Raw genomic sequence first — 26441 nt, forward strand, 5'->3', positions numbered from 1 at the left:
GAGGCAACGCTCTGTGTCAGTGCAACATTCTATAAAGCTATGACAGGGAGGCGACAGATTGTGTGGGAATGTCACGCAGTCTGATCGGCCTCCCTGATCGTTTCTGGTCGTTTTTGGATGGAACATGAAAATTCTGATCGTTGGGCCTAGCTGGGTCGGTGACATGGTGATGGCGCAAACGCTGTTCCAGTGCCTGAAGCAGCGTCATCCCGAGTGCGAAATCGACGTGCTGGCCCCTGAATGGAGTCGTCCGATCCTGGAGCGCATGCCCGAGGTGCGCGCCGCGCTCAGCTTTCCGCTCGGCCATGGCGCCCTCGAACTGGCGACCCGCCGCCGGATCGGCAAGTCGCTGGCCGGCCAGTACGATCAGGCCATCCTGCTGCCCAACTCGCTGAAATCGGCGCTGGTGCCGTTTTTTGCCGGTATCCCGAAACGCACCGGCTGGCGCGGCGAATTCCGTTATGGCTTGCTCAACGACGTGCGCACCCTCGACAAGCAGCGCTACCCGCTGATGATCGAGCGCTTCATGGCACTGGCCTTCGACAAGGGCGCTGAATTGCCGCGCCCCTATCCCAAACCCGACCTGCGCATTGACCCCGCGACACGCGACGCCGCCTTGAGCAAGTTCGGCCTGACCCTCGACCGCCCGGTGCTGGCGCTGTGCCCCGGTGCCGAGTTTGGCGAGTCCAAGCGCTGGCCGGCCGAGCATTACGCGCAAGTGGCTGAAGCCCGCATTCGCGAAGGCTGGCAGGTCTGGCTGTTCGGTTCGAAGAAGGATCATCCGGTTGGCGAAAGCATTCGTCAGGAATTGATTCCCGGCCTGCGCGAAGAGTCCGTCAACCTCAGTGGCGAAACCTCGCTCGCCGAAGCCATTGACCTGCTGTCCTGTGCTGACGCGGTGGTGTCCAACGATTCCGGCCTGATGCACGTCGCGGCGGCGCTCAATCGGCCACTGGTGGCGTTATATGGCTCGACCTCGCCGGGCTTCACGCCGCCACTGGCCGATGACGTCGAAGTGGTCCGCCTCGGGCTTGAATGCAGCCCGTGCTTTGAGCGCACCTGCCGTTTCGGCCATTACAACTGCATGCGTCTGCTTGAGCCGGACGCCGTGATTCAGGCGCTGACCCGCTTGAACATCACCCCGGTGGAGGTTGCCTGATTTTGCGGGTACTGCTGATCAAGACTTCTTCGCTGGGCGATGTGATCCACGCCTTGCCCGCGCTGACCGATGCGGCACGGGCGCTGCCCGGTATCCGCTTCGACTGGGTGGTGGAAGAAGGTTTTGCCGAAATTCCCGCCTGGCACCCGGCGGTCGACAGGGTGATCCCGGTAGCGATCCGCCGCTGGCGCAAGCACCTCTGGCAGACGTTTCGCTCGGGGGAATGGCGGCGCTTCAAGGATCAACTGCGCGAACAGCGCTACGATCTGGTAATCGATGCTCAAGGGCTGTTCAAGAGTGCCTGGCTGACGCGCTACATCGACGCGCCGGTGGCCGGTCTGGACCGCGATTCGGCGCGCGAGCCGGTGGCCAGCCGTTTTTATGACCGCGCCTTGCCGGTAGCACGCGGGCAGCACGCCGTCGAGCGGCTGCGCCAGTTGTTCGCGCAGGCGCTGGGTTATCCGTTGCCGTCCGGCCTGGGCGATTACGGTCTCAAGCCACTCGCTGCGCTTGATGATACGCCGCAAGCACCTTTTGTGCTGTTTTTGCACGGCACGACCTGGGACACCAAACACTGGCCCGAGACGTATTGGCGACAACTGGCTGAATTGATGGCTGCGCGCGGTTTTCAGGTACGGCTGCCGTGGGGAAATGCGGCAGAGAAAGCCCGCGCCGAGCGCATTGCCGACGGTCTCGACAGCGCGCATGTGCTGCCGAAGCTGAACTTGGCGGGGGTGGCGCGTGTATTGGCCAGCGCGCAGGCCTGTGTTGCGGTCGACACCGGCATCGGGCACTTGGCTGCGGCGCTGGATGTACCGACCATTTCCCTGTTCGGCCCGACCAATCCAGGGCTGACCGGAGCTTACGGCAAGTCTCAGGTGCATCTGGCCAGCGACTATCCGGGGTGTGCGCCCTGCCTGCAAAAGAAATGCACGTACCAACCGACCGCCGATGATCAGCGCCGGTTCGACCTGAAACGCGAGTGGCCACTGTGCTTCACTCGTTTGAATCCCGAGCGAGTAGCGAGCCAACTGGGCGCGCTGTTGCTGGCAAAGGAACCTGGCTGATGCAACTGGCTTTCGTACTGTACAAATATTTCCCGTTTGGCGGCCTGCAACGCGATTTCATGCGTATAGCGCTGGAATGCCAGCAGCGCGGCCATCAGATTCGCGTCTACACGCTGATCTGGGAAGGCGACGTGCCGCCCGGCTTCGAAGTGCTGGTCGCGCCGGTCAAGGCGTTCTTCAACCATCGGCGCAACGAAAAGCTCACCGCCTGGATGGAAGCGGACCTGGCGCAGCGCCCGGTCGACCGTCTGATCGGCTTCAACAAGATGCCGGGGCTGGATGTGTATTACGCCGCCGACGGTTGCTTCGAAGACAAGGCGCAGAATTTGCGCAGCCCGCTGTATCGCAAGTGGGGGCGTTATCGCCATTTTGCCGATTACGAGCGCGCGGTGTTCGCCAGGGAATCGAACACCCAGGTGCTGATGATTTCCGAAGTGCAGCAGCCGTTGTTCATCAAACACTACGACACGCCGCTGTCACGCTTCCACCTGCTGCCACCGGGCATTTCTCAGGATCGTCGCGCGCCGCCGGACGCGGCGCAGATTCGTGCCGACTTTCGCAAGGAATTCGGTCTGGACGACGATAAGCTGCTATTGGTGCAGATCGGCTCCGGTTTCAAGACGAAGGGCGTCGATCGTAGCCTTAAAGCGCTGGCGTCGTTGCCTGCCGAGTTGAAGAAGCGCACCCGCCTGTTTGTAATCGGTCAGGACGACCCCAAAGTATTCCAGTTGCAGAGCGCCACGCTTGGTCTGGGCGATCAGGTGACCTTCATGAAAGGGCGCAGCGACATTCCGCGTTTTCTGCTCGGTGCCGACCTGCTGATTCACCCGGCCTATAACGAAAACACCGGCACCGTGCTGCTCGAAGCGCTGGTGGCCGGGCTGCCGGTGCTGGTCAGCGCGGTCTGCGGTTATGCCCACTACATTGCCGAAGCCGATTGCGGCCGGGTCCTGGACGAGCCGTTCGATCAGGCTCAGCTCAATCGCGATCTGGCCAGCATGCTGTCGGACGACACCGCGCGCAGCGCCTGGCGTCGCAACGGCCTGGCCTTCGCTGACACGGCAGACCTTTACAGCATGCCGCAACACGCTGCGGATGTGATTTTGGCGGAGCACTATTGATGAAGCTGTTCCTTGCTGAACCGTTCAAGAGCCTGTGGGCCGGGCGCGATGCGTTCGCCGAGGTCGAGGGCCTGAGCGGTGAGGTGTACCGCGAGCTGGAGGGGCGTCGTACGTTGCGCACTGAAGTCGACGGGCGCGGTTACTTCGTCAAGATCCACCGCGGCATCGGCTGGGGCGAGATCGCCAAGAACCTGGCAACGGCCAAGCTGCCGGTGCTGGGCGCGGGCAAGGAGTGGGACGCCATCGAGCGCCTGCACGAGGTCGGCGTGCCGACCATGACCGCCGTGGCTTACGGCGAGCGCGGCAGCAATCCTGCCGCGCAGCATTCTTTCATCGTCACCGAAGAACTGGCGCCGACCACCAGCCTTGAGGACGTCAGCCTCAATTGGCGCAGCGAGCCGCCCGAGCCGCGCCTGAAAAGGGCGTTCATTGCCGAAGTAGCGCGACTGGTCGGGATGATGCACCGGGCAGGTGTCAATCACCGCGACTGTTACATCTGCCATTTCCTGTTGCACACTGACAAACCGGTGACGGCTGACGATTTCAGGCTGTCTGTCATCGACCTGCACCGCGCCCAGACCCGGCGGGCGATCACGCCGCGCTGGCGTAACAAGGATCTGGCCGCGCTGTATTTCTCGGCGCTGGACATCGGCCTGACCCGGCGTGACAAGCTGCGCTTTCTCAAGGACTACTTTCAGAAGCCGTTGCGGGAAATACTGCTCAAGGAAGCGTCGTTGCTGACCTGGCTGGATAAAAAAGCCGACAAGTTGTATCAACGTAAAGTGCGATATGGAGATGCGCTCTGATGGCAGGCTGGAAGCTTGAACCCGAATACGCGTTCCTTGATCGCGACTTCGGCAGCCTGGACGCGGTATTCGCCCTGGAAGGCCAGCGCCTGACCCGCGACCCACTGTCCGAAGTCATCCGCGTCGAGCGCGCCGGGGTTAATTATTACGTCAAGCGTTACGCCAGCGCCGGCAAGGGCCTGCGTCGCTACATGGGCAGGCCACGGGTCAAATCCGAGTGGCAGAACCTCAAGCGTTTCGCCAAGTGGGGCATTCCCACGGCCGAGGTGGTGGCCTGGGGGCTGGAGCGCAACGGGGGGGCTTATGACCGCGGTGCGCTGATCACCCGTGAACTGCCGAACACCGTGGATTTGTCGGTGCTGGCCAAGCGCAAGGACCCGCTGCTGGCCGACCGGCTTTGGGTCGACGGTGTCAGCCGCCAGCTGGCGGCCTACACGCGCATCATGCACGACAGGCATTTCACGCATAACGACCTTAAGTGGCGCAACCTGTTGGTCGATAACTTGGGCAAGCTGTTTTTCATCGATTGCCCCAACGGTGCATTCTGGTGGAGCTTCCTGCTGCGCTACCGGATCACCAAAGATCTGGCGTGTCTGGACAAGGTTGCCAAGTATCATCTGTCGGCCACCCAGCGCCTGCGCTTTTACTTGCAGTACCGCCAGCGGGCGCGTTTGAACGCCTCCGACAAAAAACGTATTCTACACATCGTCAGCTTTTTCGAGGGCCGTGAATGAGCGTATTTATTGCCAGTGCCGATCGGCCCTTACTGGAGCGCCTCGGTCTGGTTGATTTTGAATCGCTATGGAATCTTCAGCTTGACGCGGTCGACGAACCCAATACCGGGCGCGGCGGCTGGAGCAGCGTGTTCCGTCTGGATCTGGATGACAGAAGCTTTTACCTCAAGCGGCAGAGCAATTATCTGACTCACACGCTGCACTACCCGCTGGGCGAACCCTCGTTCTGCCGGGAGTTTCGTAATATCCGCCGCTATCAGAAGCTGGGTATTCCGGCCTTGCAGGCAGCTTTTTATGGTGAGCGCCGCTTCAATGGCGAGCGCCAGGCGATCCTGATGACCCGGGCCCTGGATGGCTGGACGGAGCTGTACACGCTGCTACTGGAATGGTCCGGGCTGCCTGCCGCCGAGCGCAGCGCAATCCTTTACGCCTGCGGCCGACTGGCGCGCACCTTGCACAAGGCCGGGCAGATGCACGGCTGCTTCTATCCCAAGCACATCTTTCTGCAGGCTCAAGGTGATGTGTATCAAGCGCAGTTGATCGATCTGGAAAAGACTCGTCCGGTGCTGTTCGGCAAGCGCGACCTGATCAAGGATCTGGAACCGTTGCTGCGTCGCTGCCATGTCTGGAGTGACGACGAGCAGCGTGAGTTTCTGGCTGCCTACCTGAAGGCTGCGGTCGACAGTCCCCAGGTTGAGACCTGGAGCGTGTTGCTGGGCAGACGCGGCCTGCACAAACGTTTCGTCCAACACCGTGACCAGAATGAGATCCACTGATGCGCTTGTCTGAACTCAAGAATGCCGGGCGTACTCCCGAGTTACCGATGAGCCTTTCTCTGGCGGATGCCGCGGGCACGGCCGAACTGCAATTATTGACTCTGCTGCGGGTACTGCCGGGCCAGCGCTACGTCGGCGCGGGCGTATGGCGTGGTCGCTCGGTATTGGCCAAACTGCTGGTCGGCGACAAGGCCGCACGGCACTTTCAGCGTGAACTGGCGGGCGTGCGGTTGCTGGCCGGGCAGGGCCTGAAAACCCCGTTGCTGCTGGCCGACGGCTTGCAGGAAGGCGAGGGCGGCTGGCTGCTGTTCGAATTTCTGCAGCCAGCCCCCAGTCTGGGGGATGCCTGGGCCGACGTGCAGGACCTGCCGCCGCTGGCCGACGAACAGCAAGCGGTCCTCGGCGAAGCACTGACGGCCATCGCGCTGCAACATGCCAAGGGCTTGTGGCAGGAAGACCTGCACCTGGACAACCTGTTGCGCCATAACGGGCAGCTGTACCTGATCGACGGCGCGGGCATTCGCGCCGAACAGGCCGGAAAGCCCTTGTCTCGGCAGAAAGTGCTGGAAAACCTCGGCGTGTTCTTTGCGCAGTTGCCCAGAGCGTTCGAGCCGTTCACCGAAGAGCTGCTGGTGCATTATCTGTTGAGCAACGCCGAGCATGGCTTGCCCATGGAAGCGCTGCAAAAGCAGATCGACAAGGTTCGTGGCTGGCGACTCAGGGATTTCATGAGCAAGACGGTGCGCGATTGCAGCCTGTTCAGCGTCAAGGACACGGCTTCGGTGTTTCGTGCGATGCGCCGTGACGAAGAGGCCGCCATGCTGCCGGTGCTGGAGCAGGCGGATGCGTTGCTCGACAAGAGCCACCTGTACAAGACCGGTGGCGCTGCGAGTGTGGGCCGGGTGGACGTTAATGGCCGTACGCTGGTCATCAAACGCTACAACATCAAGAATTTCAGCCACTGGCTCAAGCGTTTCTGGCGCCCCAGTCGTGCGTGGCATTCCTGGCGTGAAAGCAACCGGCTGAGGTTTCTGGGCATCGCTACGCCAAAACCGCTGGCGGTGCAGGAGCAGCGTTTTCTGGGTTTGCGCAGCAAGGCCTGGCTGGTGACCGAATTTCTCGACGGGCCGGACATCATCGAACGCTTCGCGCCTCATGTGCAAAGCGGTGATGCGCCAGAGGACGAGTTGCTGGCGCTGGATACGCTGTTCGGCCAGCTCATCCGCGAGCGCATCAGTCATGGCGATCTGAAGGGGCATAACCTGTTCTGGCACCAGGATCGCTGGGCGCTGATCGATCTGGACGCCATGCAGCAGCACAATTCGCAAGCGTCGTTCGCGTCTGCCTATGCCCGTGACCGGGCGCGCTTCATGCGCAACTGGCCGCCAGGCAGTGCGCTGCACCAGTTGCTGGAGCAGCGCCTGCCAAGGATCACGCCAGCCTGAGCCTGCGCGTCAGCCGATCCGGGTCAGATTCATCTGCTCCAGCGCTTTCACCAACGCGTCCATGTCATCGAACGGGATGAGATGGATGCGTGGCCACCTTACGCGCTCCAGATACAGTTTGCCCTCGGCATTGACCAGCACCGGGGTACGGTGAATCCAGGTGTCGCGAGCGCGATGGACAATGGTTTGCAGATTGTCTTTGCCCTGCTCCACGAGAAACATTCCCGGTCTGGCCAGCCGTTGCTCGAGGGTAAGCGGTTGAGGCGGCCGAATGGCGACTCTTACGCGCAACACCTCCATTTCGACCCGGTAATCGCCTTTGATATGGACCTGGAAGGTCCCGATGTCGCCCGAAACAAGCTCTCCCGGATCCAGCGTGATACCCCTCGAGTGCCCCGGTGCCACATCGATGACCCGCAGACCGATGCCGCCCTCCAGCTCGGCAATGCCCGGCACGACGCCCTGATAGACATTGGAATGACTGTTGCCAACCAGCGCGATCCATTTGTGCGAGCCCATGACCTCCTGATGCTTGCGCATCGTGCGCGACGCAAAATAATTCATCATTTGCTGGCGGGTGAGGGAATCTTCGCTGGCGATGTCATCGAGGTGGTAACTGGCTGCGCAGTCGATGGCCCTGACTTCAATACCCTTCTGTCGCGCCTTGATAACCAGTTGCTCGAAAGTGTAGACCTTGTCCGGGTCGGTGCGATGCCCACGGTCAAGCACCTTCAGGTCGTGAAGCAGGTTTTTGCTCATCTGGCCGGTTTCGAAGAAACGGTCCAGATCTGCCTGATGCAGGTCGGTCAGCAAGTGCTCCATGTACAGCGTTTTCACGTTTTGCTGCGCCAGCAGCGGCAGGTTATCGATGATCATTTTCTTGCTGGCGACGGAAAAGTGCGACTCGCCGACCACGATGCCGTTGGTGTGGCTATAAAGCGTTTCAAACAGCTCAGGCAGACTCGTCTGAGGTTTGACGGCAGGCAAGGTTGGGCGCGGCGGCCGTTGAGCGGCGCTGATTGCGGCGGCGTCGGTTTGCAGCTTCGTGCGGCGCGAGGCGAAGGTTTGACGCACGGCGTCCAGTTCAGGGTCGTCGAAAAGATAATTCATATCGAGCCCTTTCTTTTCGAAGTTCGCCAGCCTGTGCAGGTTCGTCCGGGTCTCCAGTGGCATTTCATAGGCCGCGTCGGCCAGCGATTGCTGGATCGCGGTCACTGGATTCTCGACGCTCCAGTCTTCGGGCGCGACACGCGCCCAGGCGCCTGTTTCTTCCTGGACGAAACCGTACTGACCTGCCCAGCGCTCGCCATCCGGGCTGGCGGATGAGCCTTTCAGTTCTCGCCGCAACACGTCGTCCAGATGTGTGGGCGACGGCAGCGGGGCGGTGGGCACAATCAGCGTCGGATCGGAAAACGCGATGGTGAAGTCACTGCGGGCCGGCATGCGCTGACCGGGTAATCCGCTGCTACCTTGGGTAATCCGCGTCGGGCGACCGGCAGGGATGTCCTGGACGTGCACGCTGACCACGCCCTGCAGGTCGGCAATGCCGGGAACCTCATCGGTTGCAGTGGCCAGTTTCTGATTGAGCAGGGCGACCCAGCGCCGCGACGGGGCTGATGCGATGTCGCTGTTGATGAGCGTATGGCCGAAGAAATTACTCATTTTTTGCGCAGCGGCAGAGTCGTTGATTGCGCCCGCCACAGGATGGCCGTCGAACGGATAGCTGATCGACGAGCTGAAGGGCCGCACTTCGATGCCATGGCGATGGGCGGCCTTGATCACATGGTAGTAATCGTAATCCGTGCTCGCATTGTTCAGTGCGCCGCGGTTGAGATCGTGCAGGTAATGTTTGATTTCGTGAGAGCCGGAGCGACTTTTTTTGCCCAGATGACGATACCTGGCCAGTTTTGTCAGATGCTTGTCGGTCAGCAGGTGTTCAATGTAAAGAACCTCGACGCGTTGCTCGGCCAGCAGCGGCATATTGAGGAGCAGCAATCGTTTGCTGGCGACCGATTTTGGCGCCTCACTGAAGACCAGGCCGTTGCCGTGCGCAAAGACGTGCTCGATCAGGTTGTCGACAGCCACGGGTTGCGGCAGTGGAGGTAATTGCGGCCTGGGTGACGCAGTAAATTCGGCGAGAAACGTCCGTGCGTCCTGATAGAGTTTTTCCCTACGGGCCACGAAGCTCTGCCGCAGCTCGGCGAAATAGCTTTCGAAATAGGCTTCCATGCCGATCCCGGTCGGGTCGTAAGGCTTGTTGCTCAGCACCACATTGAGGCCCGCCTGCATGGCGTGCGGCATTTCGTAATCGCTCGGTATCGAGCCGGTGCTGGAACCCGGTGATTCATCAGGCAGGGTGGCGTAGTTCGAGTCGCCGATGCCGCCGCCACGCAGGCGCTGACGTTCGACAAGCTGCCATTGTCCCTGTTGATCGAGGCGAATCGGCTGATTGCCGAAAAAGGCGAACGGGTTCTGCGGATCGATGATCTGCCAGCCGCGCAGCTGTGTGTTGTACTGCACCTGAAACGTGCTGCCGGACAGCTCGACATAATGTCTGCCGTTGACCACGCACACGCCTCTTGCATGGCCGGCAGTGATGCGCGGTACGTCGTGTAGCGACAGGTCGACCGCCAGCTCGGTGCGCAGGCCTGATGGCGCTCGGGGCCCGGCTTCAGGCAAGGACAGCAGCGGCTGCCAGGCACCGTCGGCGCGTCGCACGGCAAACTGACCGGCTGCCCTTGGAGGGGCAGACGAGACAGTGGGGGCGTGGAACACCGCAGCATGTCCGTTGGCGTTGGGTTTGCCGAGCAGAAATACCTGCTCTTGCAGTTCTGCCGGGTACAGGTATTCGTAACGCGGCAGGGAAGACTGGCGCTGAAACGAGCGCAGCAACGGCGCTGATTCACGGCCTTGTTCAAGGTTATACAGCACCCCGCCAAAGCCTTTCAGCCCGGTCAGCAGATCACCGCCTGTGCCCAGTCCGTTGAACAGTGCCGACACGATGTAAGCCGCAGCGCTGCCATGTTCGCCTTCAGTCAAGGCAGCAAGTGCCCGGCCGCTGTCGTGCAACGTCAGCAGGCTGCCGACCGCAAAGCTGGCCAGAGGAAAAGGCAGGGTCAGCGCCGTGGCGATGATCTCGACACTGGTCCAGATCAGTCGGGATAACATGTCGTTGCGGCCGGTGGTGGTCTCTTCCACGTCACGCAATCTGCGCTCGAGAGGGCGGTTGTAACAGGTGTCGGCAATGTCGGAAATGAACGCCTTGGGAATCACGGGCGGCTTGTTGGCATTGCCTTGCTGCATGTCGCGCAGGAAAAACGACAGAGTCCGGCGCGCCTTGATGCGGCAGCGATCCTTGTAGTAATCGATCATGCCGTCGGTGCTCAGTGAGCGCACAAAGTCGCCGAACAGACGGAACTCGATGCCGTCGGGTGCCTGCGGCGTATAGAGCAATGCCGCGTGGCGAATCTGCGTCGGCAGGACCACCAGGCATCCCTGCACGGTTTCAATGTGGGTGAGCTGCGCGGTCGGGATGACCAGTTGATCGATGTCGCTCAGCCCGGAGGCGATCAGCGGTTTGTCGATATGGATCTGCAGCGGATAGAGCGGATACTGCTCGCGAGAGACCGGATCGTTCAGGTGCGCAGCGTCCAGCGATTGTTTCAGCCAGGTGTATTGTGTTGCCTCGATGTGGCCTTTCAGAACACTGCGCAGTGCGGCGGCCTTCATCTGCAATCGAGTGATCAGCACGCTGGCCTGACGACGCTCGGCATAACCGGCATGTTCAGTGTTCAGCAGGGTATTCCTGACCAGTGCAATGTAGCCGTCCGCCAGCCATTGGCCGCGTACCGAGCCCGCCACCGCCGCAGGCGACAGCGCGCTGAGGTCGACGCCTTGCGGGCCGCTGAAGGTGGCCTGTGTGTCGGCGGAGCTGCGAAATGGATCGATGCTGTCGTTGTAGCCGTTGAGCAGCATGTCGGTGTACGTCAGGGTTTCGCGCTCGCTGGTGATTACCACCAGGTCCGGGTTCACCGCGCCAGCCGGGACATTCAGCAGCCTTGCGATTTGTTCGCTGGCGCGCTGATGAACGTAGTCCATGAATGGCTGAACTCGAGCGTGAGGCAGTGCCTGGTAGTTGCCGAGGGCGCCGTCAATGGTTTCCTCAAGGGCCAGCAACTCACGGCGCTGCTCAACACTGGCGCGCAGATACCAGTCCGGGGTATGGCTGGCCTGCTCGGAAAGCATCACTTGAGTCTGTTCGTCGGTAAAGCTGCGCAGGGCCGCGTCGCTGTCCGGGTGATCGACGAACTGCAGGAAATCATTTGCGGGTTGCGGTTTCTGCTTGAGGGCTTCCAGCTGTTGTGCCAGTTCAGGGCGGTCAGCGACGTGCACCTGATCGAGCAGCCAGGCAGTCATCGTGGGCGAGGCCGTCCAGCCAACCACTTCATGGAGCAGTTGGGTTTCACTGTCGAACGCTTTGAACGGCTGGCCCGGAGCGTCTAGCGCGGCCATGATCAGTCGTTCTGTCCGGCCTTGCGCGTCCTGCTTGCGAAACACCAGCAGTCGGGCCATCACGTTACGCCCGTTCAGGCGCACCTGTTGCACATGCAGTGCCGGGTCTAGTGCGTCCTGGGTCGACGCTGCAACGATGACGAAGTCCTCGGGACGAATATGCCCCTGCATCTTTGCCGCCCAGGCCTGCGTACTCAGTCGAGTGCGCGCCAGCATGCGCAGCAGCGGTTGGTTGTGTTCCAGCTGATAGGTCGTTCGCTGAAACTCGCCAAAGGTCGCGCGCAGCTCCAGCTCGATGATCAGGCTCGCCAGATACGCCGGTGTGATCGTCGAGTACGTCTCAGGCAGCGGCGCGTCATTCAGGCGGATGACGGTGTGCTCGAGGAAGTCCGAACCGGCGATCTCGTCATTGGGGTGCAGGCCGTAGAGCGCCAGTTGAACCAGCGAGCGGCTTACGCGGTAAGTTTCGTGGGTCAAAGGCAGCGTGCGAAGCGTGTCGAAGGCCAGGGCGTGCGGGTCAATATCGTGGCCCAGATCGTCCGCCAGGCGCCTGCGCAGGTGCGCTTCGGCAAATTGTTCAGGTGACGCCGCGCTGCCCATCACGCTGAGCATGGCTGCATGTGCATCGTCATAGCGGCGCAGGTACCCGGCGTAGGTCTTGAGGTCGGCCTCGCTGGCGATCTTCATCCAGTCCGGCAGGTTTCGCAGGTACTGACGCTGCCGGTTGGCGAGCTCTCGCAGCTCGAGCAGGGCGGCGGGGCCCAGCAGGCCTTGAAGGTTGATGGCTTGCTGAATCAAGGACTGACGCTGCTGCAGGTCTGTGATGTCAGCTCGCTCGCAGGCGTAGCGAATGTCTTTGCGCTGCTTGTTCAGCAGGCGATCCAGCGCATGCCCGAACGGGTCAGTAGTCAGGCGCTGTAACTGCACGTCGGCAGCAGCGAAAGGCTCCAGATACAGGTCGGCGTCCTGAGTGATCTCGTTCAGGCCTTCCTGCTGCTGCCGTTCGACCGTGTTTAAAAGCCCGCCTTGCAGCGTCGGCGTGTTGAGCCAGCGTGCCAGCGTGTGCCTCATCAGGGCCTGGCTGGCGAAACCCATGATGCCGAGCCCTGGCAGGAACAGCACCGTGCGCTCCTGCCCTTGCGATATTGCCAGCGCGCCGGCCAGCTCCAGTTGCTCGTCATCATGCAGTTGTATCGTCAGCGAGTGATAGCTGAGCGGCTGCTCTTGCGACTCGTCGGACGCCGCAGGCAGGCAGGCGAGGTAGCCACTTTCCAGGTCTCGTTCGTGAACCCTGACGCTCGCTTCATCACGGTGGGCGCGCTGCAAGGCAGGCACCAGCCGGTCGCGACGGCGCTCGCCGGTTTCACCGGATGCGCTCCAGTAATCATCGATCTGTTGCAGCAGGCTGGCAATCTCCTGCTCTCGTTGATGCAGGTCAGCTGCGTTGATGGCCGTCAGCAAACCTTCGCCGGGAATGGGCAGCGCTTGCAGTTCGCTGGCCAGCAAGATGCGCAGCTCGTCGAGTCTGCCCAGGGCCGCCGATGCGGCGGGCCAGGTATCGGCAGGTGTCAGGGGGACCGGGGTGAGCGCAATAGGGGTGAGAACAGCAGGGTTGAGAACAACAGGGGGCAGTGCTTGTGTCATGAAAACTTTCCATTGCGCCTTCAGGCGCTGAGGTTTGAACTGCAGGCAAAGGGCTGGCAGTTGATGGGCCTCAATTAATCAGAAGCAGCGGGCAACACGTCGTAGATAGTTATCGAGCACTGTGAAAGAGACGTTTCCGACGCCATTTGACGAGTGCCCTGCGGGACATTTCAGGCCGTCGAGCCAATCCTCGGTCATTACGTTATAATCCCGCCCTTTAGCTGCCCTCAGCCCGCTGTGCGGGGGCACACCTTTTCTCGGGCGCGATGCGCCTGTGTGCAGACAAAGAGGCTAGACCCTAGTGGCATTGACGATCCTTGGCCTGTCCGGCTCCCTTAGCCATGATCCTTCCGCAGCGCTGTACATCGACGGCAAGCTGATCGCAGCGGCCGAGGAAGAGCGCTTCGTTCGCGACAAGCACGCAAAGAACCGCATGCCCTACGAGTCGGCGAAGTTCTGTCTGGAGCAGGCAGGCATCAAGCCATCGGACGTCGATGTGGTCGCCATTCCGTTCGCCCCGATCAGCCTGTTCGGCAAGGCGCGCTGGCACTATGCCAAGCGCTACTGGTACGCGCCGGATCGTGCACTCGACGCGCTGCTGATGGGCAACCGCCGTTACAAGCGCTACCGCAACAAGATTGTCTGGTGCCTCGAGCAACTGGGCTTCGATCCGAAAAAAATCAGGATCGAGCCGGTCGAGCATCACCTGGCCCACGCTTCCAGCGCTTACCACTGCTCCGGTTTCACCGAGAAAACCGCGATCATGGGCATCGACGGCAAGGGCGAGTACGCGACCACCTTTTTCGGCTACGGCGAAAACGGCAAGATCCACAAGATCAAGGAATTCTTCGATCCGGACTCGCTGGGCGGCCTGTACGGCGCGATCACCGAATTCCTCGGTTTCGAAATGCTCGATGGCGAGTTCAAGGTCATGGGCATGGCGCCATATGGCGATGCCAGCAAGTACGATTTTTCGCGTCTGGCGACCTTCGAGAATGGCGAGCTGATCATCAATACCGAACTGGCCAACGTCATCGGCCTGCGTCGCTATAAAGAGAACGGCAAGGGCTTCTACTTCTCGCCGAAGCTGATCGAATGGCTCGGCCCGAAGCGTGTCGGCGATGTCGCCGACGAGCCCTATATCCATTACGCGGCCAGCATGCAGGCGCTGTTCGAAAAACTCGCCTTGCAGATGATGGATCACTACCTGGGCGACATTCTCAAGGAAACCGGCAAGATTGCCTTCGCCGGTGGTTGTGCGCTGAACGTCAAGCTCAACCAGCGCATCATCGCCCGCCCGGAGGTGAAGGAACTGTTCGTCCAGCCTGCGTCCGGTGATGCCGGCACGGCGGTGGGCGCTGCTGCTTATGTGTCGCACGCCCGTGGTGTGCCGGTCGAGAAGATGGAACACGTTTACCTCGGCCCCGCGTACAGCAACGAAGATGTGATCGCGGCCTGTGCGCGTCACCCGAGCAAACCGGTCTGGCGCCAGATCGACAACACACCGCAGCGCATCGCCGAAATCATGGTCAAGGGCAACCCGGTTGCCTGGTTCCAGGGGCGCATGGAGTTCGGGCCGCGCGCGCTGGGCGGTCGTTCCATCATCGGTTGCCCGAGCGTGACCGGGGTGGCCGACCGCATCAACCACCAGATCAAGTTCCGCGAGCGCTGGAGGCCTTTCTGCCCGTCGATGCTCGACACCGTCGCGCCGCAGATGATCAAGATCGATCATCCTGCGCCGTTCATGACCTTCACCTTCGAAGTCGCCGAAGAATGGAAGACCCGCGTGCCGGAAGTCGTCCATGAAGACGGCACTTCGCGTGCCCAGGTGCTCAAGCGCGAGTACAACCCGCGTTACTACGACATGATGAAAGCGCTGGAAGATCTGACCGGTAACGGCGTATCGCTGAACACCTCGCTGAACCGTCGTGGCGAACCGATGATCTGCTCGCCGACCGATGCCTTGAATATGTTCTTCGGCTCGGACCTGGAGTACCTGATCATGGAAGACATCCTCGTCGTCAAAGAGGGTGTGGAAGGGCTGAGCCTTGACTGAGGTGCTGATCAGCGTCGTCATTCCGGCGTACAACTACGCCAGCACCTTGCCCCGCGCAGTCAATTCGGTGCTGGCACAGCTGGATCAGACCAATGCCGAGCTATGGGTGATCGATGACGGCTCGACCGACGCCACGCCACAGGTGCTGGAGCAGTTGCAGGCCGATAATCCGGGGCGTTTCAAGGTATTGCGCAAGCCCAATGGCGGACTGTCGTCGGTGCGCAATCGCGGCATACAAGAGGCACAGGGCCAGTTTCTGGTGTTCCTGGACGCCGATGACGAAATGGCCCCGGATGCGTTGCAGGCGTTGCTGCAACATATTGCCAGCCACCCTGACAGTCGGCTGATTATTGGCGGGCACTGGTCGGCGTTCGACGATGGCCGCCGCTCCCTGCATACTCCCAAACCGCTGCCGGTCGATGCGGAGCAGCGCGTGCGTGGCTATCTGCTGGACAAGACCGTGTCACTGTCCAACGGGGCCTGCGCGATGCATCGTGAGGTGTTCAAGCCGGGGCTGTACCCGGAGCAGTTGCGCAACGCCGAAGACATTCCGGTGTTTGCCCAGGTGCTGGCGTGCTTCCCGTGCAGCGTCGTGGAAGCGCCGCTGGCGATCATCCACAAGCATGCCGACAGCATGCGGCACGACCTCAAGCAGAGTCTGGCTTCCGGGCTGAAAGTGGTCGACGAGGCCTTCTCGCCTGAGCGCATGCCTGCCAAGTTGCAACACCTGCGTCAGCCTTTTCTTGCTCAGCGCTGCCTGTCCCTGTTCCGCGACTGCTACAGCGCGGGTGATTACGCCAATGCCAAGCTGTTTTATATCAGAGCGCTGCGTGCCGACTGGCGCTCGCTCGCACGCTGGTCGTATACCCGCAAGGCCGCGCGGTTGCTGTTCAAGTGAGGGGCGTGGTCCGTTGAGCAAATCGTCCGCCCCGCAACAAGCGAGTCCGGCTGAAGCCAGTTGGGCGCATCGGGCTCGTCAACTGGATCGCTATCGCTGGAAGATGCTGCGCGAGCGTCACGGTCTGTCGGGCAGTTTTCTGCGCATGGCGCGCGACGCGCTGGTGGATTTCGCGGTCGGTGTAAGGGCGCGGATCTGTCTCGGTTTTTCCGGCAGCGGCGTGCTGGCCGATACACTGCCCTGCGACACGCTGTTGTTGCACTCAGCGCCTAAATCCATGGCCTTGCAGCGCAAGAACATCCTGATCGATGCCGTGCGCGCGCGTGGCTGGCATCTGCAGGAGGCTGCGCTGCTGTCACCGTCTCTCGCTTGCGCCAAAGGTCAACTGCTGGCCCCTGCGCAAGCCGTGCCCTTGCGCTATCTGGCTTATGCCGCCCACGTGCAGTGGCTGGTGGCCCGCTATACCCCGCGCGTGTTGATCAACGAGCGCAACGGCAGTTATCACACCCCGTTTCTGCGTCTGGCGCTGGCCGCGCGCGATGCCCGGCTGTTGCACCTGGCGCACGCGACCACGCTTGAATCGTCGCGGCGTCTGGGCATGAACGATTACGACTATTACGGCGTTTTCGGGCACAGCTCGCTGGTGGCGTTACAGGAGCGACCATTGCGTTTCGGCACGTCGACCGTGGTGCTGCTTGGTTCTTATCTGGCTGACGAAACCTACGACTTGCCGGTCGCTGACCCCGCGATCAAAACCCTGCTGGTGCTGGGCGTCGGGCCTGATCGGGAAAAGGAACCGGGCTACCTGCGCACCTACGAATTGCTACGCGACTGGGCGCAACGGCACCCCGAGTACCGCATGCTGTTCAAACGCCATCCGCGCAGTCGCGCCCGCTTCTGGAGCGATGCGGCTGAGCGGCTGAACAATGTCGGGTTGCTGGACACTGGCTGCACGCTGGCCGAGGCTTTTGCGCAAGCCAGCGTGGTGATTAACATCATGTCCAATGCGGGCATCGAGTCCGGTCTGGCGGGGCGTCCGGTGATTCACGTCAATGCCGGTAACGACGTGGATATCTTTTCCCACGCGCAGTTTTTCGGCCCGCAGGTGCGCGACGGCGAAGAGCTTTCGCGGCAGTTGCAGGCGCTTGAACAGGATTACTGCAAACACGTCGAGCAGGCACGGCGCTTTGCCAATTATCACCTGGTGTATGGCTCGCAGGGCCTGGCCAAAACCACGCAGCTGATCGACGATCTGTTGCGCGGTCATGATCCTGAACGTGACTTCGAGACCTGCGAACTGCCCGCCGCAGGCTGAATGCTATCGCGGCAGGTTCACGCCTTCAGCGCCAGCGCCATGTCCGCTTCATTGCAGGCACGCTGATGGCTCAGGTACTGCTCCAGAAACTGGCGATCCTGCAACAACCATTCACGGTCTGCGCGATAACGCAGCATGTGACTGAAGTTGCGCAGTCGCAGACCTTTGCGAAGCGGCCCTGAATAGAGACGCAAGTCAGCGATGTCGATCAGGCCCAGTGTGCCTTTCGGGGTCAGCACTACATTGCCCAGATGGGCGGAGCGAAAGTAGATGCCTTTCTCGTGCAGCAGGGCGATGAATTCGCCCAGTGCTGCGCGTAAATCATCCCGAGGCTCGGCCAGTAATTGTCGCAAAGTGTGACCGGGGAGCGGGTCGTAATGGACGGCGTCGCGCTCGATACCGGGAATGCGATAGACCTGACGGACTTGCGGGCAGTCGATGCCGCGCGCGCGCAGCGCCTGGCAGTTGTCGGCGAAGCGCTGGGCGTAAGGAGCCCAGATGGCGGAGCTCAGCAGGCGTTTGCGGCGGAACAGCTTGAGCATCGTGCCGTCGGACAGGCGCAGAACCTTGTCTCCCTTACGGTCGGATTCAAGCACCTCGGCACCTTCACGCATGTCGAGGTAGGCAGTATGGTCGAGCTTTTGCATCAAGGTTCCAGTGCAGGGCTGACGAGTGTGCGAGCGGCATGTTACCGCAGTGCGGGCGCCGCAAAAAATCGTTGTGCTACAATCGCGCCAAATTTTTTAGATGCGCACCGCCGCTTTGCGACCGGGCCGTCCCCCGCTGGTCAGATTTTCATACTGTTTTCACCGAGCCGCGCCGCACTGTTTTTCATGTTGAACCTGTTCTTCCGGTCACGAAGCAACGCAGTGTAAGGCCCTCGGATCTACAGGGCTGTTACGTGTATTCACGTGCACCCCGGCGGGTGGCTGCATCCTTTTCGGACTCACCACGATGACAATGCTGTTCCTGTCGATGGCCCGACATCAGGGTCTCTATTTCAACCGTTTGCTCAACGAAACCGAACTGAGTGGGCGCGTGGTCACGTCGCTCAATATGTCGTGGCCGCGTGCATCGCGTATGGCCGCCACGCTGTCCCGCATCGACTTCGACGCGCTGGTCGACGAGAAGTGTGAAGAGCGACGGATCAAGAACAAGAGCGCTGGCTACCTGTATCGCCGGTTACTGCGCCTTGAACTGACCTGGGCTGCCTTGCGTATTCAGGCTTTGCTCGATCGCGAGCGTCCGGATGCGGTCGGCGTATGGAACGGTGCTCATCGCTACTGCCGTTTGCTCATCGCGCTGGCCCCTCCGGAATGCAAGACCTTCTTCTTCGAGAACGGTCTGTTGCCCAACACGACGACCGTAGACCCGAAAGGTGTGAATTACCTCAATTCCATGCCCCGCGACCCCGCTTTCTACCTCGATTACCCTTATCCCGTCGTCGAGCGCGCGCCCGCTGCGGTGCTGGTTCCGCGCAAGCCGCGCAGTCGCGGTCCGGCACCGATCAAGCTGCCCGAACGGTTCATCTTCATTCCGTTTCAGGATGATCGAGACACGCAGGTGCGCCTGTTCTCGCCGTGGGTCGGCAACATGCGCGAGATGTTCGCCGTCGGCGAGCGTCTGGCGGCGGAAACCGGCATGACGGTTGTGTTCAAAGAGCATCCCTCGAGTCGCGAGAGCTACCCTGATCTCCACAAGCGCGCGTCGAAAAACGTGCTGTTTGCCAACGGCAACGCCACGCAACAATTGATCGAAGCCAGCCAGTTCGTCGTCACGCTGAATTCGACGGTAGGCCTGGAAAGCTTGCTGCTGGGCAAGCCGGTAATGACACTGGGCAAAGCCTTTTACAATATCGACGGGCTGGTGCGGCACGCCGAAAATGTTGACCAGGCCGTCGCGCATGCTCGCGCGTTCCCGGACTGGTCGCTCGATGAGCGGTTGCGGCGCAATTTTCTGCACTACCTGTCCGAGCACTACTGCATCAAGGGCGACTGGAAGACGGCCGACAGGTCGCAACTGCGCCGCGTCGCCAACCGCTTGCTGGGCAAGTCCGGATGCTGAGCGCGGTGTCGGGAGTGATTCGGGTGTTTTTTCCTCATTATCTTCAAGCCATGTTCAAGGTGCCCGAGTGTATGCTCCCCGGCAATCTGATGGCGGCAAGTGCCGCTGTCCCGTAATGCAGGGCCACCGGTGGCGCGCCGTCGTTTGTGCGCTGCCAGTCTTGTAACGGGTTCACTGGTACAATCACTGTTTTATACGCACGAGGCGCGCCGAATGGCCAATTCCAACCAGCAATCGAGCATGAAGATCTATCTGAGGTTGCTGAAATACGTACTCCCGTACTGGGGCGCTTTCGCGGTCAGTATCGTGGGTTTCGTGTTGTTCGCCTCCAGCCAGCCGATGCTGGCCGATATGCTCAAGCACTTTCTGGATGCCCTGCAAAAGCCCGATGACACCAAGTTTCTCGGCTTTTCACTGGTGTTCGGCGTGCCGCTGCTGGTTGTGCTGATTGCCGTTTATCAAGGCATCGGCTCGTTCCTTGGCAACTACTACCTCGCCAAGGTCGCACGCGGTGTGGTTCATGACCTGCGCTGCGCGTTGTTCGATAACCTGCTGACGCTGCCTAACCGCTATTTCGACAACCACAACTCCGGTCATCTGATCTCGCGCATCACCTACAACGTGACGATGGTCACCGGTGCTGCCACCGACGCGATCAAAGTGGTTATCCGTGAGGGGCTTACGGTTGTTTTCCTGTTCTGCTATCTGCTGTACAGCAACTGGAAAATGACTCTGGTATTGCTGGCGATTCTGCCGTTCATTGCTGTGCTGGTCAGCAGCGCAAGCAAGAAATTTCGCAAGCAGAGCAAGAAGATTCAGGTGGCGATGGGCGACGTGACTCACGTTGCCTCGGAAACCATTCAGGGCTACCGCGTGGTGCGCAGCTTTGGCGGCGAGACCTACGAAACCGAGCGTTTTCACAAGGCCAGCGCCGATAACATGAACCGCAGTCTGGGCATGACGCGTACCCAGTCCATCTACACGCCGGTCCTGCAACTGGTGATCTACATCGGCATGGCGGTGCTGATGTATCTGGTTCTGTACCTTCGTGGTGATGCATCGGCGGGCGAACTGATTGCCTACATCACTGCTGCGGGTCTGCTGCCCAAGCCTATCCGTCAATTGTCCGAAGTCAGCGCCACCATCCAGAAAGGCCTGGCGGGTGCGGAAAGCATCTTCGAACAGCTTGATGAAGCACCGGAAATCGACACGGGTACGCAAACCCGTGAACGCGTCAGCGGGCGCCTTGAAGTGCGTAATCTGAGCTTCCAGTATCCCGGCACCGAGAAGCTGGTGCTTGACGACATTTCCTTTACCGCCGAGTCGGGCCAGATGGTCGCGCTGGTCGGCCGCTCAGGCAGCGGCAAGTCGACCCTGGCGAACCTGATCCCGCGCTTCTATCACCACGACAAGGGTCAGATACTGCTCGACGGCATCGACGTCGAAGACTACAAGCTGGTCAATCTGCGCCGCCACATTGCGCTGGTGACCCAGCAGGTCACGCTGTTCAACGACACGGTGACCAATAACATCGCCTATGGCGATCTGGCCGGTGCGCCGATAGAAGATGTGCGCAAGGCGTCCGAAGATGCCTACGCCGCCGAGTTCGTCGAGCAGATGCCGCAGGGCTACGACACGCTGGTCGGCGAAAACGGCGTGCTGCTTTCCGGCGGTCAGCGTCAGCGTCTGGCGATTGCCCGTGCGCTGCTCAAGAACGCACCGCTGCTGATTCTCGACGAAGCCACGTCGGCACTGGATACCGAGTCCGAGCGCCATATCCAGGCGGCTCTTGATCAAGTCATGAAAGGCCGCACCACGCTGGTGATCGCGCATCGCCTGTCGACCATCGAGAAAGCCGACCTGATTCTGTTGATGGACAAGGGGCGCATTGTCGAGCGCGGCACTCACGACGAATTGCTGGCCCTCAATGGCCTGTATGCACGTTTGCACGAGAAAGACTTCATCGAGGTAACAGGGCAGGTCGCGACAGCGGCGGAGTCCGACGTTTGATTCTGAGTCACTGGCGATCCTGGCGTGAGCGAGGCTGGACCCCGATTGATGCAGGCACCTATGCCGACGCCTGGCACAGGTTGGGCGGAAGCCTTGCCACCCACCCGGATGTGGTCGGGCGGCTGTCGGAACTGGCGGCGATTCCGGTGCAATACCTGGGCTGGTTCGCCGACGGCCGGTTGTCGGCGGCAATGCCTGTCTGGGGGCGCTATCTGGCGCTCTCCAAAGACGTGCTCAAGCGAGAAGGCAAGCGTGGCCTGTTCGATCTGGGTAACGCCGAAATCATCCTGCCTGTTGCCGAAGAGGCAAAAATCAGCCTGCGCCACAAGGTGCGGTATGTGTCCGAACTCAATGTCGGCAGTATTGCCGGTCTGCGCGAGCAGTCCGAAGGGCTGGCCATGGCCCGCGAGCCGGAGGCGTACAGCAAGAAGTTTCGTTACAACCAGCGCCGCGAGCAGCGCCTGCTGGAAGAGGCGGGCGGCAGCATCCGGGCCATGTCTGAGCTGAGTGCCAGCGAGCAGGCGACGATCTATGCCGACCTGTTCCAGCGCCGCTGGAACTTCGAGGTGCCGGGCAAGGCGCATCTGGCCGAGGTGTTCAGCCTGCTGCGCGAGTTCATGACCGGCGCGCTAATCTACCTGAACGACGAGCCTGTTGCCATCCAGATTCTCTATCGGGTAGAAGCCCCCAAGTGGGTCAGCCTGGAGTACGTCAACGGCGGGGTCGACCCGCAGAACCGCGAATTCAGCCCGGGCAGCGTACTCAGTTTCGTCAATACCCAGACGGCCTGGGAGCAGGCGCGTGCCATGGGCAAACCGCTGCGCTACTCGTTCGGCCGCGCCGACCGGGAATACAAGGATCGCTGGTGCCACCGGGTCCCGGTCTACCAGATTTGAGCGAGATCACGCCGTCATGAGTGGACGCAAGCAACAGTTGCTTAAACGTCACCGCCAGCGCAAGCGGGTGATACTGATCGGCGCGGCGCTGACGGCCGTGCTGTTCGGGGTATGGGTTGCCTGGTGGCCGCTGCCGGTGTTCCTGCTGCTCGGCTGGCTCGCCCACGAGGCGTGGTTCGCCGATCACCTGTTTTATGCGCCTTCCGACGATTACCGTTATGACTTTCCCGAGGGCACGGCTCACTGTCCTGTCACTCTGCAAAACGGCAGGCTGACCGTTGCGGGTGACATCGTCGCGACTCAGACGCTGGTGCTCAAGGTGCACGTCAAAAGCCACTGGCTGGGGCGTTTTCTCGATCCGCAGGTGTGGATTGGCGACGACCGTCAGGACATGGAGCGTGGTGTCGATGGCGAACGTTTTCTCAATCTCTCCGGGCAAGGTCCGGCGCTGGTGGACGGAAGCCTGACGCTGCGCGGGCGCTTTTGCAGTCTCGCTTCGCAGGCCACTGTGTACGCACTGGATAATCCCGATTTTGCCGCGCAGCGCCTGCTGATCGTCGCGCCGCATGCCGACGACGCCGAACTGGCGGCCTTTGGTCTTTACAGCCGTGCGCCCGAAGTCTCGATCGTGACCCTCACTCAGGGTGAAATCGAAGCCGACAACTACCGTGATATGGGCCTGGACGCTGCCGAGGCCGCGCGGCTCAAAGGCCGCCTGCGCAGTTGGGACAGCCTCTCCGTACCGCTGTGGGGCGGAGTCGCGCAACAGCACTGCTTCCAGCTGGGGTATTTTTGCCTGAGGCTGGGCGAGATGGCCCGCAGCCCGCAGCAGGCTTTCGGTTCTCGTGAGTCTGGAGAAACCGATATCCGTGCGGTGCGTCGGCATAACAGCCTGAGCCTGCCGGGTGATGCCGACGGCCAGCCGCACTGGAACAATCTGGTGGCCGATCTGGCCCGGCTGCTGGAGCATCAGCGCCCCGACGTGGTGCTGACACCGCATCCGGAACTCGATCCGCACGACGACCATGTCGCAAGTACCCGCGCGCTGATGGAAGCCATCGAGCTCAGCGCGTGGCGGCCTCGGACATTGCTGCTGTATGCCAACCATCTTCACGACAACGATCGCTGGCCCATGGGGCCTGCGGAGTACGGCATTGCCTTGCCGCCCACGGTCGAGCCGCTGCCGGCCGACGGGCTGTGGAGCCCGTCACTGGAGGCCGCCGCGCGCATGGACAAGGCAATGGCCTTGGCCATGCAACACGATTTGCAGGGCCGTCCACCGCTGAAACGCCGCATCCGCCGAGTGATCCAGCGCCTGCTGGCCGGTCGACGCTGGCCACGTACGGGCGAGGATGAGTTCTTCCGCAAGGCCGTGCGCCGCCACGAGATTTTCTGGGTGCGGCCATTGCCACCCGATGACGCCCGCTGAGCCAGCCCGCGCATCGCTGATGCGTGCTTTCTCTATGTTATTATTTTCGTCGCTTTTATCGCTCCCGGAGTTTTCATGAAGCTATCCATGCCGCGCTTTGATCAGGCCCCTGTCCTGGTGGTCGGTGATGTCATGCTCGACAGATACTGGCATGGTGGTACCTCGCGTATTTCCCCTGAAGCGCCGGTGCCTGTGGTCAAGGTCGATCAGATCGAGGACCGTCCGGGTGGTGCTGCCAACGTTGCCCTGAACATCGCGGCGCTCGGCGCTCCTGCATCGCTGGTCGGCGTGACCGGCGACGACGAGGCGGCAGACAGCCTGTCCAACAGCCTGAAAGCGGCGGGTGTACGGGCGCGCTTTCAGCGGATTGCCGACCAGCCGACCATCGTTAAATTGCGCGTCATGAGTCGCCATCAGCAGCTGCTGCGTATCGACTTCGAAGAACCATTCAATACCGATCCGCTGGCACTGAGCGCAGAAGTCTACAGTTTGCTGGATGGCATCAAAGTGCTGGTCCTGTCCGACTACGGCAAAGGCGCGCTGAAAAACCATCAGGCGCTGATCCAGGCCGCCCGCAAGCGTGGCATTCCGGTGCTCGCCGACCCCAAGGGCAAGGACTTCGCGATCTATCGCGGCGCCAGCCTGATTACTCCGAACCTCAGCGAATTCGAAGCCATCGTCGGGCATTGTGAAGACGAGGCGCAACTGGTCACCAAAGGTGCGCAGTTGATGCAAGAGCTGGATCTGGGCGCGTTGCTGGTCACTCGAGGCGAACACGGTATGACCCTGTTGCGTCCTGATCAACAGGCACTGCACTTGCCAGCCCGTGCTCGCGAAGTGTTCGATGTGACCGGTGCGGGCGATACAGTCATTTCCACCCTGGCGGCGGCGATTGCGGCGGGCGAGGAGCTGCCACATGCCGTTGCCCTGGCCAATCTGGCGGCAGGCATCGTGGTCGGCAAGCTGGGTACGGCGGCGATCAGCGCCCCGGAACTGCGTCGCGCCATCCAGCGTGAAGAAGGTTCCGAGCGCGGCGTGCTGGGGCTGGAGCAATTGCTGCTGGCCGTCGATGATGCGCGCGCGCACAAGGAAAAAATCGTGTTCACCAACGGCTGCTTCGACATCCTGCATGCCGGTCACGTGACCTATCTGGAACAGGCACGCGCGCTGGGTGATCGCCTTATCGTGGCGGTCAACGACGACGCTTCGGTCAGCCGCCTGAAAGGGCCGGGCCGTCCGATCAACAGCGTCGACCGGCGCATGGCGGTGCTGGCCGGGCTGGGCGCGGTGGACTGGGTGATCAGCTTCCCTGAAGGCACCCCGGAAAACCTGCTGACCCACGTTAAACCGGACGTGCTGGTCAAAGGCGGTGACTACGGTATCGATCAAGTGGTCGGTGCCGACATCGTCCAGGCCTACGGCGGCGAAGTGCGCGTGTTAGGGCTGGTGGAAAACAGCTCGACTACAGCGATTGTCGACAAGATTCGGAATCAATAGCTGCAAGCTGCAAGCTAGAGCAAATCAAAAGCTTGCAGCTCAAAGCTTCCCACTGATCGCGTGCAGCAGTTCCCGGGCCTTGCCGGTCAGGCGTTTGAGGCCGGTCTTTTTCGGCGGCGGGGTCATGCCCTGCTGACGCAACCAGTCCTTCCAGCGAATGCGTTCTTCGCGCACCACCCAGCCATCCTGCGCGGCAAAGCTTTCCGCCAGATACAGGCCTCGGGTCGGGGCCGGGATCAGCTTGTCGCGCTTGAGCGTGTACAGCTCGGGCAGCGGCGATCCGTTCTCCAGTGGCATCAGGTACAGGTCCGGCTTGCTGCGATTGAGGCGAGCGACCAATTGATCGTTTTCCAGCGCCTCATCGACGTGAAACAGGCTGACCGGCCGTGCTTCCTTGGGGATTTCTAGGCGCATGTCATAGATCAATTGCAGTGACGCTGTCGGCAAATGCACATAGGCCCGCGGCCGCTCCAGAAGTGTCAGGTTGCCACTGCGTACTGGTCGCGCTGCGCCGGACAGCGGGCTCAGGCGAAAGGGCATGGCTTCGCGATAATGCAACGCGGCGGCGTAGGGCGCAGGCAGCCAGGTGTCCTTGAAACGCCCGCTGAGCCAGCCTTGGGGCGTTTCGATCAGGCACTCTTCGGCCACTTCCTGAATCGCCGTGTGCAGCGGCAGGCTCAGCTCATGGGCCGGCACATAGCCGGAGATCAGCTTGAGCACCACGTCGCCACGGTCTTGACGCCGCTGGTGGACCAACACCCAGTAATCGCGGTTCTGCCAACTGACGGTCAGGCGCACGGACACGCCCAGATTGGCCAGTTCGGTGGCGAACCGCTCGGTGTCCGGCACCTCGATCTTGCGCCGCCGCTGCAAGGTCTGAGCGAAGTTCATCGGCATGCCGACGCTCTGATAGGTCAGGTTTTCCGGGGTGGCTTCGACGAACAGCGGCAGGGTCTTGAAGTTGCTGGGGTTCTTTCGGATCAGTGTTCGCGGCATAACGGCTCCTTCTTGC

The 26441-nt window shown here is 61.3% G+C and carries 18 protein-coding genes; 15 read left to right on the forward strand and 3 right to left on the reverse strand.

From position 1 onward, the window contains the following. Nucleotides 1-124: 124 nt before the first annotated feature. From waaF to BLT55_RS24175, 7 genes are read left to right on the forward strand one after another with little or no spacing between them, the layout of a single operon-like run. Nucleotides 125-1159 carry a lipopolysaccharide heptosyltransferase II gene (waaF, locus tag BLT55_RS24145; RefSeq protein ID WP_054999179.1) on the forward strand — a complete coding sequence of 345 codons (1035 nt, stop codon included), beginning with the start codon at nt 125-127 and terminating at the stop codon, nt 1157-1159. 2 nt (nt 1160-1161) lie between these two features. Further along, a complete protein-coding gene (gene waaC, locus BLT55_RS24150; protein WP_054999178.1) occupies nt 1162-2226 on the forward strand; it encodes a lipopolysaccharide heptosyltransferase I in 1065 nt (354 codons plus the stop codon). Continuing rightward, complete coding sequence (locus BLT55_RS24155) at nt 2226-3347, forward strand: glycosyltransferase family 4 protein (protein WP_054999177.1); 1122 nt, start codon at nt 2226-2228, stop codon at nt 3345-3347. The genes waaC and BLT55_RS24155 overlap by 1 nt, the downstream gene beginning before the upstream one ends. After that, nucleotides 3347-4153, forward strand: coding sequence for a lipopolysaccharide core heptose(I) kinase RfaP (gene rfaP / locus BLT55_RS24160; RefSeq protein ID WP_054999176.1), 807 nt, complete (start codon nt 3347-3349; stop codon nt 4151-4153). Before BLT55_RS24155 ends, rfaP begins: the two co-directional genes overlap by 1 nt. Next, nucleotides 4153-4887: a lipopolysaccharide kinase InaA family protein gene (locus BLT55_RS24165; protein WP_054999175.1), complete on the forward strand. Its 735-nt coding sequence runs from the start codon at nt 4153-4155 to the stop codon at nt 4885-4887. The genes rfaP and BLT55_RS24165 overlap by 1 nt, the downstream gene beginning before the upstream one ends. Then, complete coding sequence (locus BLT55_RS24170) at nt 4884-5663, forward strand: lipopolysaccharide kinase InaA family protein (protein WP_054999174.1); 780 nt, start codon at nt 4884-4886, stop codon at nt 5661-5663. Before BLT55_RS24165 ends, BLT55_RS24170 begins: the two co-directional genes overlap by 4 nt. Continuing rightward, nucleotides 5663-7108, forward strand: a complete 1446-nt coding sequence (locus BLT55_RS24175) for a lipopolysaccharide kinase InaA family protein (protein ID WP_054999173.1) — start codon at nt 5663-5665, stop codon at nt 7106-7108. Before BLT55_RS24170 ends, BLT55_RS24175 begins: the two co-directional genes overlap by 1 nt. A 9-nt stretch (nt 7109-7117) precedes the next feature. Here the strand turns inward: BLT55_RS24175 and BLT55_RS24180 are convergent, their stop codons facing one another. Continuing rightward, a complete protein-coding gene (locus BLT55_RS24180) occupies nt 7118-13264 on the reverse strand; it encodes a membrane-targeted effector domain-containing toxin (protein WP_054999172.1) in 6147 nt (2048 codons plus the stop codon). 301 nt (nt 13265-13565) lie between these two features. Here BLT55_RS24180 and BLT55_RS24185 point away from each other — a divergent pair, with 301 nt between their 5' ends. Genes BLT55_RS24185 through BLT55_RS24195 form a run of 3 tightly spaced genes read left to right on the forward strand, consistent with a single transcriptional unit; the run spans nt 13566 to nt 17533 of the window. After that, nucleotides 13566-15320 carry a carbamoyltransferase family protein gene (locus BLT55_RS24185; protein ID WP_054999171.1) on the forward strand — a complete coding sequence of 585 codons (1755 nt, stop codon included), beginning with the start codon at nt 13566-13568 and terminating at the stop codon, nt 15318-15320. Next, on the forward strand, nt 15313-16218 hold the full coding sequence (locus tag BLT55_RS24190; RefSeq protein WP_054999170.1) for a glycosyltransferase family 2 protein: 906 nt from the start codon (nt 15313-15315) through the stop codon (nt 16216-16218). Before BLT55_RS24185 ends, BLT55_RS24190 begins: the two co-directional genes overlap by 8 nt. 13 nt (nt 16219-16231) lie before the next feature. Next, nucleotides 16232-17533: a glycosyltransferase family protein gene (locus BLT55_RS24195; RefSeq protein ID WP_054999169.1), complete on the forward strand. Its 1302-nt coding sequence runs from the start codon at nt 16232-16234 to the stop codon at nt 17531-17533. Between the two features lie 17 nt (nt 17534-17550). On the opposite strand, the gene BLT55_RS24200 is transcribed toward BLT55_RS24195, so the two are convergent. Further along, nucleotides 17551-18180, reverse strand: coding sequence for a BUD32 family EKC/KEOPS complex subunit (locus tag BLT55_RS24200; protein ID WP_054999168.1), 630 nt, complete (start codon nt 18178-18180; stop codon nt 17551-17553). A 307-nt stretch (nt 18181-18487) separates the two neighbouring features. On the opposite strand from BLT55_RS24200, the gene BLT55_RS24205 reads away from it, so the two are divergent. The 5 genes from BLT55_RS24205 (at nt 18488) to hldE (ending at nt 25429) form a co-directional block, all read left to right on the forward strand. After that, entirely contained in the window at nt 18488-19597 is a 1110-nt protein-coding gene (locus tag BLT55_RS24205; protein WP_223862757.1) for a capsular polysaccharide export protein, LipB/KpsS family, read from the forward strand. A 213-nt stretch (nt 19598-19810) separates the two neighbouring features. Next, a complete protein-coding gene (gene msbA, locus BLT55_RS24210; protein ID WP_054999166.1) occupies nt 19811-21607 on the forward strand; it encodes a lipid A export permease/ATP-binding protein MsbA in 1797 nt (598 codons plus the stop codon). After that, nucleotides 21607-22503 carry a GNAT family N-acetyltransferase gene (locus BLT55_RS24215; protein WP_054999190.1) on the forward strand — a complete coding sequence of 299 codons (897 nt, stop codon included), beginning with the start codon at nt 21607-21609 and terminating at the stop codon, nt 22501-22503. Before msbA ends, BLT55_RS24215 begins: the two co-directional genes overlap by 1 nt. Nucleotides 22504-22519: 16 nt before the next feature. After that, a complete protein-coding gene (locus tag BLT55_RS24220; RefSeq protein ID WP_054999165.1) occupies nt 22520-23932 on the forward strand; it encodes a PIG-L deacetylase family protein in 1413 nt (470 codons plus the stop codon). Between the two features lie 75 nt (nt 23933-24007). After that, nucleotides 24008-25429 carry a bifunctional D-glycero-beta-D-manno-heptose-7-phosphate kinase/D-glycero-beta-D-manno-heptose 1-phosphate adenylyltransferase HldE gene (hldE, locus tag BLT55_RS24225; protein ID WP_074801020.1) on the forward strand — a complete coding sequence of 474 codons (1422 nt, stop codon included), beginning with the start codon at nt 24008-24010 and terminating at the stop codon, nt 25427-25429. A 39-nt stretch (nt 25430-25468) separates the two neighbouring features. Here the strand turns inward: hldE and BLT55_RS24230 are convergent, their stop codons facing one another. Beyond that, nucleotides 25469-26425, reverse strand: coding sequence for a metal ABC transporter ATPase (locus tag BLT55_RS24230; protein ID WP_074801023.1), 957 nt, complete (start codon nt 26423-26425; stop codon nt 25469-25471). Nucleotides 26426-26441: the final 16 nt, after the last annotated feature.

The organism is Pseudomonas cannabina, from assembly GCF_900100365.1.
GTDB lineage: Bacteria > Pseudomonadota > Gammaproteobacteria > Pseudomonadales > Pseudomonadaceae > Aquipseudomonas > Aquipseudomonas cannabina.

What these genes read in the sequence shown, in the direction of transcription:
- waaF (WP_054999179.1), top strand. Translation starts at nt 125, where the DNA reads ATGAAAATTCTGATCGTTGGGCCTAGCTGGGTCGGTGACATGGTGATG.
- BLT55_RS24155 (WP_054999177.1), top strand. Translation starts at nt 2,226, where the DNA reads ATGCAACTGGCTTTCGTACTGTACAAATATTTCCCGTTTGGCGGCCTG.
- rfaP (WP_054999176.1), top strand. Translation starts at nt 3,347, where the DNA reads ATGAAGCTGTTCCTTGCTGAACCGTTCAAGAGCCTGTGGGCCGGGCGC.
- BLT55_RS24165 (WP_054999175.1), top strand. Translation starts at nt 4,153, where the DNA reads ATGGCAGGCTGGAAGCTTGAACCCGAATACGCGTTCCTTGATCGCGAC.
- BLT55_RS24170 (WP_054999174.1), top strand. Translation starts at nt 4,884, where the DNA reads ATGAGCGTATTTATTGCCAGTGCCGATCGGCCCTTACTGGAGCGCCTC.
- BLT55_RS24175 (WP_054999173.1), top strand. Translation starts at nt 5,663, where the DNA reads ATGCGCTTGTCTGAACTCAAGAATGCCGGGCGTACTCCCGAGTTACCG.
- BLT55_RS24180 (WP_054999172.1), bottom strand. Translation starts at nt 13,264, where the DNA reads ATGACACAAGCACTGCCCCCTGTTGTTCTCAACCCTGCTGTTCTCACC.
- BLT55_RS24200 (WP_054999168.1), bottom strand. Translation starts at nt 18,180, where the DNA reads ATGCAAAAGCTCGACCATACTGCCTACCTCGACATGCGTGAAGGTGCC.
- BLT55_RS24205 (WP_223862757.1), top strand. Translation starts at nt 18,488, where the DNA reads ATGACAATGCTGTTCCTGTCGATGGCCCGACATCAGGGTCTCTATTTC.
- msbA (WP_054999166.1), top strand. Translation starts at nt 19,811, where the DNA reads ATGGCCAATTCCAACCAGCAATCGAGCATGAAGATCTATCTGAGGTTG.
- BLT55_RS24220 (WP_054999165.1), top strand. Translation starts at nt 22,520, where the DNA reads ATGAGTGGACGCAAGCAACAGTTGCTTAAACGTCACCGCCAGCGCAAG.
- hldE (WP_074801020.1), top strand. Translation starts at nt 24,008, where the DNA reads ATGAAGCTATCCATGCCGCGCTTTGATCAGGCCCCTGTCCTGGTGGTC.
- BLT55_RS24230 (WP_074801023.1), bottom strand. Translation starts at nt 26,425, where the DNA reads ATGCCGCGAACACTGATCCGAAAGAACCCCAGCAACTTCAAGACCCTG.